The sequence below is a fragment of the Nocardia aobensis NBRC 100429 genome, from assembly GCF_000308375.1.
Classification (GTDB): Bacteria; Actinomycetota; Actinomycetes; order Mycobacteriales; family Mycobacteriaceae; genus Nocardia; species Nocardia aobensis.
This window is the reverse complement of sequence record NZ_BAFQ01000066.1, coordinates 84,396-96,158: the sequence shown is the minus strand read 5'-3', so window position 1 is coordinate 96,158 and position 11,763 is coordinate 84,396. Positions and strand designations below refer to the sequence as shown.

Here is an 11,763-nt window from a genome sequence, read left to right as displayed (position 1 = left end):
GACCGCGCCGCGGAGGCCGGGTCAGCCTTCGACCCGTTTCTTGAGTTCCTTGAGGGCCGTATCGGTGATCACCTTCTCAGCCTTGCGTTTGAACATCCCGATCATCGGGATGGTGAGGTCCACGGTCAGCTCGTACACCACCTGGGTGGTGCCGTCGGGCTGGTCGATGAGCTCGTAGGTGCCGTCCTGCGCCTTCTGCAGTTCGCCGCTGACCAGCTTCCAGCTCACCGCCCGGCCGTCGGCCCGCCAGGTGTAGGACAGCACGTAGGTGTCCTTGACGACGCCGGCGTCCAGCACGAATTTCGCCGTGCGGGCGCGCCCGTCGGGGAAGGTCTCCAGTACGTCCACCGATCGTGCCGCCGACACCCATTCCGGATACGACTGCAGATCGGCGATGACGGCCATCACCCGATCCGAGGGGGCATCGATGGTGATCGACCTCTGGGTCCGGTCGGCCATGACTGACAGCGTTTCCTTTCGACCTAGCGTGACGGCGCCACACCGGCCGGACGGCCGGCCTCCAGCCGCGATTTCACCTCGAACGACATCTTCTTGCCGGCTACCCGCCGGGAACGGTTGGCGGCCATCAGGGTTCGGGGCGAGAGCGCGGCCGCGCCCGGCGGTTCGGCGTGCATGAAGTAGTGCAGGATCACCCCGTCCAGCGACGGCTCCAGCCAGACCTCCATGGTGCCGGTCAGCGGACCGCTGACCGACCAGCGAATTCCCTTGTCACCCCGGTCTTCTCGCACCTCGAGGGTGAGGTCGGGCCACCAGCGGTGCCAGCGTGACCGGTCGGCCAGGACCTCGGCGACCGCGGCGCCGGACGCGGCGACGAAGGTCTGGTCGGCCACCTGGATGCTGCTCACGGCTGGGGCTCGCTGCTGCGCTCGCTCATGAAACCCGAGCCTACTGGGTCGGAGCCCGGAGGCGGTAACGCAGTACCGGGCACGCGCGACCCGCTCGCCGCGCACGGCCGGGGCGCCGGTTCGCTCACCGGCCGACGCCGTCGGATCCCACCGCGCCGGAATGCGCGCCGGGATCGAGCAGCGTCCGCAGCCGGCCGCCCAGGACATCCCAGCGCCACTGGTCGGCGACCCATTCGCGACCGGCGGCGCCCATCCGCGCCGCGGCATCGCGGTCGGAGAGGATGCCGACGACGGCGTCGGCCACGGCTCGCTCGTCGCGCCCGTCGACCACCGTCCCGGTGCGGCCCTCGAGCACGGTTTCCGGTGCGCCACCGGAATTTCCGGCCACGACGGGCACACCCGTCGCCGACGCCTCCAGATAGACGATGCCGAGTCCTTCGACGTCCAGTCCGGCGCCGCGGGTGCGCGAGGGCATCGCGAAGACGTCGGCGAGGGTGTGGTGGGCGGCCAGTTCGGCGGCGGGGACGCGACCGGTGAACACCACGTCCGCGTCCAGGTCCAGCGAGCGCGCCAGCGCCCGCAACTTGTCCTCGTACGGGCCGCCACCAGCGATGACCAGCACCGCGCCGTCGATGCGGCGGCGAATCTCGCGCATCGCCAGGATCAGCATGTCCTGGCCCTTGCGCGGGACCAGCCTCGACAGGCACAACACCGTCGGCCGCTCACCCAGGCCGTACCGGGCGCGCAGTTCCGCGCGCGCGGCGGGATCGGGGCGGAAGACGGTGCTGTCCACACCCGGCGGCAGATATTCCAGGGCCGCTTGGGCGCCGAATGCCGCGGCGAAGCGCCGGCGGGTGTATTTGCTGACGTAGGTGACGACATCGGTGTGGTCGCCGATCACCCGCAGCACCTGCCGGGCGCCGGGCAGCATGGACCAGCCGACCTCGTGTCCGTGGGTGCTGGCCACGATCCGGTCCGCACCGAGGCGGCGCAGCGCCGGCGACATCAGGGCCAGCGGCGCTGCGGCACCGAACCAGACGGTGTCGCATCGGTGCTCACGCAGCAGTTTCCCGGCGCGACGCAGCACCAGCGGCGTCGGCAGCATCAACGTGGTCGGATGGCGCACGACCTCGAACGGCTGCTGGGCATCGAACCGCTGATGGGAGTCGCCGCGCCAACGGGGCGCGTAGACGACCAGATCCTCCGGCGGCATCCGCAGCGCGAGCGAATGAACATACGACTGGATGCCGCCCGGCCGGGGCGGAAAGTCGTTGGTGATCAACAGCGTGCGGCCCATGGGGGCGAGTCTATGGGTGCCCCCGCCGCGGCCGGTTCCACGGGTGCAGCCGCCGCACGGGCGCTCTCGCGTGGCCGCCGCGGCCGAGCGGGTCCTCAGGCCGCGACGCGGGCCTTGATCCAGTCACGCCAGGCGGCGACGAATTCGGTGTGACCGAGACCCAGGGTTTCGCGCAGGCCTCGGTCCAGCGCGGCCTGGTCCTGCAGACCGGTGGCCATCCGGCGGTAGAGCGCGACGAGTTTCGGCTCTCCGAATCGGTCGGCGACGAATGCGTTGGCCGACCATGCCTGTTCGTAGGCGAGGGCGGCGTCGCTGCCCGGGCTCGGCGCGAAGGCGGTGTCACCGGGCAGATCCGCGGGCAGGTCGCCGGAGCGGGCGCGGGTGGTGACGGTCGGCGCCACCTGGGCGAAGCGCTGCTGGTCCCCGCGGTGGCCGCAGTATTCGGCGAACCCTTCCAGCACCCACTGCGGGGAGCCGTCGACGGTCCGGGCGCGGGCGGCGATGTGGGTGAGTTCGTGGCGCAGGGTTTCGCGCAAGCCGTCCGGACCGAGCCGGCGCCCGGCATCGGGTGCGAAGACGATCCGCTGACCGGCGGGCTGGGTGCCGGGCACGAACGGATCCGACACCGAGGCCGCGGCGACCTCGCCGGACACCGGACCGGTGGCATTGGTCAGCGCCGCGAATTCGGAACTGCTCGAGGCGACGGTCACCACGGCTTCGTGGGCCCACTCGGTACCCCACACCTCGGAGACGGCCGTGACCGCCGGGCCGACCTCGCGGGCGAGCTGATCGACGTCGCCGCGCTGGTACGGATGTCCCAGCACCACCGACAGCTTGCCGTCGTCACCCGAAACCTGTTGCGCCACAACGGGTCCGTACGAGCTCATGACCCGGCGCAACTCGGGCAGCTGGGGATCGGCGTGCGCCGGTGCGGTATCGGACTCCGCGGCGGCGGGCACGGTGTGCAGGCCGGTCTTCGGCAGCAGCAGCAAGGCACCGCCGGCCGCGGTCAGCGCCACCACCACGGCGAGGGTGGCGACGAACTCGAAGCGCCCACGATGGGCCAGCCATGTCCGGACCCGCAACAATCCGCTCATACGACACGATCCTCACGTCGGTGTGATGACTCGCCGCCAGATTCTCGCAGTGTTTACGGCATTCCGATCCAGTATCGGCGCGCGGAATGGAAAGGCGTATTACCCATCGGCGCCACCGCGACGGGCACACCGAAGGTGGAGGCGTGCAGGATCATGCCATTCCCGGCGTAGATGCCGACGTGGGAGGCGTCGGAATAGAAGAACACCACGTCGCCGGGCTGCAACGAGTCGCGCGACACCGGCGTGCCGACCGTGGCCTGCGCCTGGCTGGTACGCGGCAGATCGATGCCCACGTGATGGAAGGCCCACTGCACCAGGCCGGAGCAGTCGAACTGATCGGGGCCGGTCGCACCCCAGACGTACGGGTCGCCGACACGGGTCAATCCCGCGGCCAGCGCACTGGTTCCGCTACCGGGAACCAGGCCGCGCAGCAGGGTGTCGCGGTCGAAGCCGGGCGGGAACAGCGATCCGGCGAGGCTGGATTTCTCCCCGGCCGAGAGCGCCCCCCAGGCCTGAATGACCTGGGCCATCGCACCCTGCAGATCGGCGCGCTTGTGTTCGAGGTCCGCACGCACCTGATCGGCCTTCTGCGCGGCGGCCTGCGCGGCGTCGGAGGCGGATTTGGCGGCGGTTTCGGCGGCAGTGGCCGAATCGGTGGCCTTGGAGAACTGCGCCAGTTGATCGGCGGTCTGCGTGGACAGCACGTCCAGCGTCGACATCTGGTCGAGCAACTGCTGCGGGGAATCGGAGACCAGCACCGAGAACAGCCGGTTGGTCCGGGCGCCCTGATAAGCGGCGATCGCGGTCCGGTCCACGGCCGGTTGATATTTGCGCACCTCGGCCTTGGCGGCGTCGAGGGCCTGGGTCGCGGTCGTGAGTGTGGCGTCGGCGTCGCGGGCCACGCCCTGTTTGGCTTCGAGATCGCCTTGCGCGGCCAGCGCCTGCTGATTGAGCTGTTCGGACTGATGCGACAACTCGATGAGCCGCTGCACCGCGTCACCGGCCGTGGCCGGTTGCTCCGCGGGCGCCGGATCGGCCGTCGCCAGGCCGCCGGATGACGCTCCGAACACGAGCGCACCCACCGCCAGTGAGCCGCCGACCAGGCGTCTGGTTCTGTTGTTGCGTTGCGCGTTGCCCTTGTGCGCTGTCACGGCCTGCCGTGCCCCGTTCTCTCGTCCCGAGCTGGAAACCACGAAGGTCTCGATAAGGTTACGGAACGGCGACCGTCCATGTCCAGCAGGGCACGAAACGATCACGCCGTATACCCCGAATGCCCGGATCGGCGGTCCGAACTGTGCGGAATGCGCCGATCCGGGCGGCGCGAATCAGTAGCGGCGAGCGCCCGCGACCGGCATCGAGGAGATCGCGGCGACCTTCACCGGCTCACCGGCGGTCGAGGCGTGCACCACGTTGCCGTCGCCGACGTAGAGCGCGGAGTGGCTGCCGCCGTAGAAGGACACCACGTCACCGGGCTGCAGCGCGTCGAGCGAGACGGGCGCGCCTTCCTCGAGCTGTTCGTAGCTGGTGCGCGGCACCTCCCGACCGGCCTGACCGTAGGCCCACTTCACCAGGCCCGAGCAGTCGAAGGCGTTCGGGCCGGCGGCGCCGTACGAGTAGGGGGCGCCGACCTTGGACAGGGCGGCGTCGGCCGCGCGCTGGCCGACGGTCTGCTGCGGCGCGAACGGCGCGGGAACGCCGGGGATCTGGATGCCCGGGATCTGGATGCCCGGCGGGACGGCGCCGAGGACCTGATCGGGAACATCGACGGTGCCGACGCCCGGTACGGTGACCGGCGCGGCCGCGGCGGTGGTCGCCGGGAGCAGCAGAACGCTGAGGGTGGCTGCGCCAACGGCTCCGGCCGCAACGGCCCGGCGGGCGGTACGAGGCAGCCCCTGAACCTGTCGCTTGATCGCCATGATGCGGTACTCCTCATCTGCCCCACGACGCCGCACCCGGTGGTGCGTCGGACTCCGTGAGGTCTCGAAAAGGTTACGAGGCAATAACGGTGCGTTGTAAAGCCCTGACGCTCCGAGGTGGGTTCAGGTAGAAGCTCCCGCTCGACGACATGCGAGATAGCTCACAGTAATCACGAAACGATAACGACGACGGGCGCGAGTGGCGTTTACCCAGGTGCACTCCCCCTCGCATACAAGCGCGCCGAACCGAGGCTCGAGACGCGCCGCGAGCGGCAAACCGCAAGTAGCCCAGAGCATGCCCAGCGGAAACCAACCGAACAGTCCGCAGGTTTTGCGGTACACGCCGAGTAGTCGAATCCGGCCTCGCTGACAGCCCCGAAGACACCGACCGCCCGCCGTTATTCATAGCCATACCGAATTACCGTGACGCTGGTCACTTTTCGGCATACTCGTGCAGAGCGAACCTCGCACATCGCAAACCTCGCGCCGTCTCGACCGCCGGCGGGCATCCAGACCGATCCTGTCGGACCCTGCGCCTACGCTGCTCGCCGTGCCCTCCCCCGTTCCGCGACCGGCCCAGCTGGCCCTCGAACTCCCCGGTCACGGCGGTGATGAGCCCGAACTCGCACTACGAGAGGTCACCTTCGTCGTGGTGGACCTCGAGACCACCGGAACCCGGCCCGAGGGGGACGCCATCACCGAGATCGGCGCGGTGAAGGTACGCGGCGGCGAAGTACTCGGCGAATTCGCGACGCTGGTCGACCCCGGCTGCGCCATTCCTCCGCAGATCGTGCGGGTCACCGGCATCACCACCGCGATGGTGTCGGCGGCGCCGCGGATCGACGCGGTGCTGCCCGGATTTCTCGAATTCGCTTCCGGCGCTGTGCTCGTCGCCCACAACGCCCGCTTCGACATGTCGTTCCTGAAGGCGGCCGCCCAGCGCTGCGACACCGCGTGGCCGGCCTTCCAGGTGCTGTGCACGGTCCAACTGGCGCGGCGCATCCTCGACCGCGACGAGGCGCCGACGGTGCGGCTCTCGGCGCTGGCTCAGCTGCTCGGCGCCTCCACCCGGCCCACGCACCGCGCCCTCGACGATGCCCGCGCCACCGTGGACGTGCTGCACGCACTGTTCGAGCGAGTCGGCAATCTCGGCGTCCAGACCCTGCCCGAATTGATCGACTATCTGCCCGAGGTCACGCGCCGGCAGCGCTCCAAACGCATCCTCGCCGCCGATCTGCCCGCCGCCCCCGGGGTGTATCTGTTCCGCGGCCCCTCGGAGGAGGTCCTCTATATCGGGACGGCGGTGAATCTGCGCCGGCGCGTGCGCAATTACTTCACCGGCTCCGAAACCCGCACGCGGATGCGGGAAATGGTCATGCTCGCCACCCGCGTCGACCACGTCCGCTGCGCGCACGGCCTGGAAGCCGGAGTCCGCGAGCTGCGGCTGCTGGTGGCGCACACCCCGCCCTACAACCGGCGCTCGAAATTCCCCAAGCGCGCGTGGTGGCTGACCGTGACCGACGAGCCGTTCCCCCGGTTCGCGGTCAGCCGGACTCCGACCGCAGATGCCCTGGGGCCCTTCGGTTCCCGCACCGATGCCACCGAGGTCGCCGCGACCCTCGCGGAATACAGCGGCCTGCGCACCTGCACGACGCGCATCCCCCGCGGCGGTGTGCACGGCGGCGACTGTCCGCCCGCGGCCGTGGGCGGGTGCCCGGCGGCGATCTTCGGCGAACGCGTACCGGCCGCACAGTATGCATCCGCCCCGCGGGCGGTGCGGGATCTGTTCACCGGCCGCGACGACGCACCCTTGCGTGCCATCGCCGCCCGCATCGACGAGTACGTGGCCGCGGAGCATTTCGAGGCCGCCGCCCGGCTGCGCGATCGCACCTGCGCCGTGGTTCGGGCGCTGCGGCGCACGCAGCGCCTGGCCGCCCTCGCCCGGATCGCCGAGCTGATCGCGGCCCGGCCCGACGGCAGCGGCGGCTGGGAATTCGCGGTGATCCGCTTCGGCCGCCTCGCCGCCGCCGGAACCGCCGCGCGCGGTATTCCACCGATGCCGGTGGTCGACAGTCTGGTCGCCGCCGCCGAGACGGTCCGCCCTGCCACAGTCATATCGGGCGCTTCCCCGCAGCCGCGCATCCCCGCCCGGGACGGACGATCTGCACGACCCCGACCATCCGCCGTTACGCGGCGCCCCGCCGGAGGAGACGGGCGTGATCGCCCGCTGGCTCGACCAGCCCGGAACCCGCATCGTCCGCACCAGCGAGGGCTACCGGGAACCACGGCTGGGCGCGGGCCCCTGGCTCGCCTGGGTCGAACGTGCCGAGGCGGCCACCCGGGTGGAATCGGCTGCGAGCGAATACCTCACGCGTACCAGCGCGTAGTGGGCCGCGGCCGACGCCACGGACGACCGCACGAAACCGGTGCGGCATTCACTCCCCCAGCGAAAACCCAGCCTCCACATCCGCACTCGAATACGACTTGAAGGCGATGTGGGTCGTCGTGCGCAGAACTCCGGCCGTCTTGTTCACCCGCCCGGTCACCACCTCGGCGATCTGTTCGTGATCGCGCACTCGCACCACCGCGATCAGGTCGACGTCTCCCGCGCACGAGTAGACCTCGGCGACGCCGTCGAGATCGGCCAGTGCCTGCGCGGTTTCGGGAATCCGGGCCGCCTCGGCGTGGATCAGAACGATCGCGGTAATCATGAGCGCGAGTCTAATTGCGCGCCCGCCACGCACCCGCAGCGCGGCCGTACCGGCGCCGGGATGCGAGCGACTGCCCCGTGCCCGGCCGCAGACGCGACGAAGCCCCGAGCCGATTGATCGACTCGGGGCTCCGCTGCTGCGAACTCAGTGGCTGTGCTTGCCGCCGCTGCCGCTGGTCTGGTCCTGGTAGGTGGCCAGGACCTCCAGCTGCTTGTGCTCGGCCTCGTGCTCGCTCGCGGTGAGCGCCTCGGCCTCGGCCGGCGGATCGGCCCGCAGGAACGAGCCCGAACCCGGCTTGCCGGCCCAGCCCAGCTTGTTCATCTTCTTCGGCACCGGCGCGCCCTGGTATTCCAGCGGAATCGGGTGGCCGTGCGAGTCGACCGGGCCCAGCGGCTGGTGCACCTCGATGTACTCACCGTGCGGCAGGCGCTTGATCACACCGGTCTCGATACCGTGCTCGAGGACCGTGCGGTCGGCGCGCTGCAGGCCCAGGCACAACCGGTACGCCAGGAAGTAGGCGATCGGCGGCGCGACGAGCAGGGCGATACGGAAGAACCAGGTGGTCGCGTTCAGCGACACATCGAACTTCAGCGCGATGATGTCGTTGACACAGGCCAGGGTCAGCACCAGGTAGAAGGCGATGGCCATGGCGCCGATCGCGGTACGCACCGGCACGTCGCGCGGACGCTGCAGGATGTTGTGGTTCACCGTGTCGCCGGTGAGGCGCTTCTCGATCCACGGGTAGGCGATCAGCACCGCGAACACCAGACCCATGATCAGCGCGACCCAGAACGGAGCCGGAACGGTGTAGCGGCCCAGATACAGCTCCCACGGCGGCATCAGACGGGCCATACCGTCGGTCCACATCATGTAGAAGTCGGGCTGCGAACCGGCCGACACCTGTGACGGGTTGTAGGGACCCAGGTTCCAGATCGGGTTGATCTGCAGCACGCCACCCATGACGGCGAGCACGCCCAGGGTGAACATGAAGAACGCGCCCTGGTCGGCGGCGAACACCGGCACGATGCGAGCACCGACCACGTTGTTCTCGGTGCGGCCCGGTCCGGGGAACTGGGTGTGCTTCTGGTACCAGACGATCGCCACGTGCGCCGCGATCAGCGCCAGCATGATGCCCGGGAAGAGCAGCACGTGCGCGATGTAGAGGCGCGGGATGATGATCGTGCCCGGGAAGTCACCGCCGAAGATCAGCCAGTGCATCCAGGTGCCGACCAGCGGAATACCCATGGTGATACCACCGAAGGCGGCCCGCAGACCGGTACCCGACAGCAGGTCGTCGGGCAGCGAGTAACCGAAGAAGCCCTCGAACATCGCCAGGATCAGCAGCAGCGAGCCGATCACCCAGTTCGCCTCACGCGGCTTGCGGAACGCGCCGGTGAAGAAGATGCGGAACAGGTGGATGATGATCGAGCACGCGAACAGCAGCGCCGCCCAGTGGTGCACCTGGCGGACGAACAGGCCGCCGCGCACCTCGAAGGAGATGTTCAGCGCCGTCTCGTACGCCCGCGACATGGTGACGCCGCGCAGCGGCTGGTAGGCGCCGTGGTAGACGACTTCACTCATCGACGGATCGAAGAACAGCGTCAGGTAGATACCCGACAGGATCAGGATGATGAAGGCGTAGAGCGCGATCTCACCCAGCAGGAACGACCAGTGGGTCGGGAAGACCTTGTTGATCGACCGTTTCACGAACGCCGCGGCACGATACCGCTCGTCCATCTCGTTGGCCTGTGCGACCACTTTGCTCGGACTCATGAACGACGCTCCCAGAAGGCCGGACCGAGCGGCTCGATGAAGTCGCCGTTGGCGACCAGGTAGCCGTCGGTGTTGACGGTGATGGGCAGCTGCGGCAGCGCGCGGGCGGCGGGACCGAAGATCGGCTTACCCCACTCGGTCGCCGAGAACTGCGACTGATGGCACGGGCACAGGATCCGGTTGGTCTGCTGCTCGAACAGCGACGTCGGGCAGCCCAGGTGAGTGCAGATCTTCGAGTACGCCCAGTAGTCACCGAAGTTGAAGCTCTCCTGGCCCCTGCGCTTGATCGCCTTCTGCCCGTCCTCCGGGCGCAGGCGGATCAACATGACCGCGTTGCGGATGCCACGCAGCGACTGGAGGGTCTCCTCCTCGTTGCCGCGCCATTCCTCTTTCCATGGGAACACGGTCTCCATGGCGCCGCCGTCGAGGTCCTCCGGCCGCACCAGCACGATGTCCTCGGGCCGGCCGGTGTCCTTGCGCAGGTAGATGGTCTGGCCCGGGAAGTCCGGAGTCCAGCCCGACACCCACAGCGGGGACTTCATGCCCTTGGCCCACGGGTTCTTGATCATGCCGCCGACGAACAGGAACAGTGCGCCGATACCCAGCACACCCACGCCCAGTCCGGCGGTACGGGTCATCATCTTGCGACGACCCAGCGTCGAGGTCTCCAGCGCGTCCGACAGCTGCGCGCCCAGCGTGCGGCGGTCGACCTCGTCGGAGGGACCGTCGTGGCGGGTCTGGATGGAGATCTCGTTCGGGATGAATTTCTTGCGGATGATGACCGCGGCGACGCCGATGGCCAGCACCGCGATACCCAGCAGCAGGCCGTAGAGCGGCGTGGCCAGCGAGTACAGGCCGTTGCCGTCCTCGTTGCGGCCCTTGTACTCCCAGGGCCAGAACAGAAAGACGCCGATCAGCCCGGCCGCCGCGAGGGCGGAGATGGCGAACCAGAACGTCACGTGCCGCTCGGCCCGCTTCTCCGCGCGTGTGCCCGGAACCGGCCAGCGCGGAGCGCGGTAGACGACGTCGACGCCGTCGCGCGCGGTACCGAGTTCGACCAGCTCGGCGGTCGACATCGCGTCGAGCTGCTCCTCGGTGGGGTTCAGGTTCACGCCCTTACCGCCGCCATCCTCAGGCCGGCTCATCTCGTTTCGCTCCTGTTCGCTCATGATCGCGATCCGATCCACATCGCGGCGCCGACCAGCACGATGATGCCGGCGACCCAGATGGCGATGGCCTCGGTCGCGGGACCGAAACCGCCCAGGCCGTATCCGGCCTCCGGCGTGGTCTCGGTGCGGTCCTTCACATAGGCCACGATGTCACGCTTCTCCTCCGGAGACAGCTGCCGGTCGGAGAATTTCGGCATGTTCTGCGGGCCGGTGAGCATCGCGGTGTAGATCTGCTGCGCGTTGGCCGGTTCCAGCGGCGGCGCGAACTTGCCGGAGGACAGCGCACCGCCCTTACCGGTGAAGTTGTGGCAGGACGCGCAGTTGAGGCGGAACAACTCGCCACCGCGGCCCAGGTCGGCCCCCTTGATCAGGGAATCCTGCGCGATCTCGCCGTTCGGGTCGCGGACCACGGTCGGGCCGCCGCCGTTGGCCGCCACGTACGCGCCCAGCGCGTCGGTCTGGCGGGCGTCGAACTTCGGGGGCTTGCGCTGGATCTGCGCGCCGTTGCCCGCGGCGGGCATGCGACCGGTGGACACCTGGAAGTAGACCGCAGCCTCGCCGACACCGATCAGGCTGGGGCCGCGGTCCTGCACACCCTGCAGGTTGGCGCCGTGACAGGTGATGCAGGAGGTCTCGTAGATCTGCTTACCCTCGCGAATCAGCGCCGACTGATCCTCGTTGGCCGTCGCGACCTGTGCGTGCGGGGTGAGCGCCGATGCCGCGAAGCCGGCTCCGACGAGGCCCATCAGAAGAACCAGACCGCCGGCGAGCTTGCGGCGCATCCGGCGCTGCTTGCGGGTCTTGATGGCCTGGTTGTTCTCAGCGCTGCCGATCCCGCTCGTGGGATCTGGCGCTGACGGGGGAGATGAACTCATCTGTGTCCCTTTGGAGTAGACGGAACCGACTTGTGCAAAGTGTGTATTTGTCGCGGACC

General features: G+C 69.2%; 10 protein-coding genes and 1 pseudogene. 1 reads left to right on the top strand and 10 read right to left on the bottom strand.

What is annotated here, in order from left to right:
• Positions 1–21: 21 nt before the first annotated feature.
• From RJ03_RS09370 to RJ03_RS09345, 6 genes are all read right to left on the bottom strand, one after another.
• Entirely contained in the window at positions 22–459 is a 438-nt protein-coding gene (locus tag RJ03_RS09370; RefSeq protein WP_036500238.1) for an SRPBCC family protein, read from the bottom strand.
• A 23-nt stretch (positions 460–482) separates the two neighbouring features.
• Positions 483–866 carry a hypothetical protein gene (locus RJ03_RS09365; protein WP_036500236.1) on the bottom strand — a complete coding sequence of 128 codons (384 nt, stop codon included), beginning with the start codon at positions 864–866 and terminating at the stop codon, positions 483–485.
• Between the two features lie 124 nt (positions 867–990).
• Positions 991–2,163, bottom strand: a complete 1,173-nt coding sequence (locus RJ03_RS09360; RefSeq protein WP_036500234.1) for a glycosyltransferase family 4 protein — start codon at positions 2,161–2,163, stop codon at positions 991–993.
• A gap of 95 nt (positions 2,164–2,258) precedes the next feature.
• Positions 2,259–3,260, bottom strand: a complete 1,002-nt coding sequence (locus RJ03_RS09355) for a hypothetical protein (protein ID WP_036500232.1) — start codon at positions 3,258–3,260, stop codon at positions 2,259–2,261.
• Between the two features lie 53 nt (positions 3,261–3,313).
• Complete coding sequence (locus RJ03_RS09350) at positions 3,314–4,411, bottom strand: NlpC/P60 family protein (RefSeq protein ID WP_036500230.1); 1,098 nt, start codon at positions 4,409–4,411, stop codon at positions 3,314–3,316.
• A 174-nt stretch (positions 4,412–4,585) separates the two neighbouring features.
• The gene (locus RJ03_RS09345; protein ID WP_051024490.1) at positions 4,586–5,176 is read right to left on the bottom strand and encodes a C40 family peptidase; all 591 of its coding nucleotides are present in this window, start codon (positions 5,174–5,176) and stop codon (positions 4,586–4,588) included.
• Between the two features lie 580 nt (positions 5,177–5,756).
• Here RJ03_RS09345 and RJ03_RS09340 point away from each other — a divergent pair.
• Positions 5,757–7,563, top strand: a pseudogene (locus tag RJ03_RS09340) (DEDD exonuclease domain-containing protein).
• Positions 7,564–7,611: 48 nt separating this feature from the next.
• Here RJ03_RS09340 and RJ03_RS09335 read toward each other — a convergent pair.
• The 4 genes from RJ03_RS09335 to qcrC form a co-directional block, all read right to left on the bottom strand.
• A complete protein-coding gene (locus RJ03_RS09335) occupies positions 7,612–7,887 on the bottom strand; it encodes an Lrp/AsnC family transcriptional regulator (protein WP_036500227.1) in 276 nt (91 codons plus the stop codon).
• A 144-nt stretch (positions 7,888–8,031) separates the two neighbouring features.
• On the bottom strand, positions 8,032–9,660 hold the full coding sequence (qcrB, locus tag RJ03_RS09330) for a cytochrome bc1 complex cytochrome b subunit (protein WP_036500225.1): 1,629 nt from the start codon (positions 9,658–9,660) through the stop codon (positions 8,032–8,034).
• Positions 9,657–10,805, bottom strand: coding sequence for a cytochrome bc1 complex Rieske iron-sulfur subunit (qcrA, locus tag RJ03_RS09325; protein ID WP_051024499.1), 1,149 nt, complete (start codon positions 10,803–10,805; stop codon positions 9,657–9,659). Before qcrA ends, qcrB begins: the two co-directional genes overlap by 4 nt.
• 20 nt (positions 10,806–10,825) lie before the next feature.
• Positions 10,826–11,704 carry a cytochrome bc1 complex diheme cytochrome c subunit gene (qcrC, locus tag RJ03_RS09320; protein ID WP_083870697.1) on the bottom strand — a complete coding sequence of 293 codons (879 nt, stop codon included), beginning with the start codon at positions 11,702–11,704 and terminating at the stop codon, positions 10,826–10,828.
• Positions 11,705–11,763: the final 59 nt, after the last annotated feature.

What these genes read in the sequence shown, in the direction of transcription:
- RJ03_RS09355 (WP_036500232.1), bottom strand. Translation starts at nt 3,260, where the DNA reads ATGAGCGGATTGTTGCGGGTCCGGACATGGCTGGCCCATCGTGGGCGC.
- qcrB (WP_036500225.1), bottom strand. Translation starts at nt 9,660, where the DNA reads ATGAGTCCGAGCAAAGTGGTCGCACAGGCCAACGAGATGGACGAGCGG.
- RJ03_RS09345 (WP_051024490.1), bottom strand. Translation starts at nt 5,176, where the DNA reads ATGGCGATCAAGCGACAGGTTCAGGGGCTGCCTCGTACCGCCCGCCGG.
- RJ03_RS09370 (WP_036500238.1), bottom strand. Translation starts at nt 459, where the DNA reads ATGGCCGACCGGACCCAGAGGTCGATCACCATCGATGCCCCCTCGGAT.
- RJ03_RS09335 (WP_036500227.1), bottom strand. Translation starts at nt 7,887, where the DNA reads ATGATTACCGCGATCGTTCTGATCCACGCCGAGGCGGCCCGGATTCCC.
- RJ03_RS09360 (WP_036500234.1), bottom strand. Translation starts at nt 2,163, where the DNA reads ATGGGCCGCACGCTGTTGATCACCAACGACTTTCCGCCCCGGCCGGGC.
- qcrA (WP_051024499.1), bottom strand. Translation starts at nt 10,805, where the DNA reads ATGAGCCGGCCTGAGGATGGCGGCGGTAAGGGCGTGAACCTGAACCCC.
- qcrC (WP_083870697.1), bottom strand. Translation starts at nt 11,704, where the DNA reads ATGAGTTCATCTCCCCCGTCAGCGCCAGATCCCACGAGCGGGATCGGC.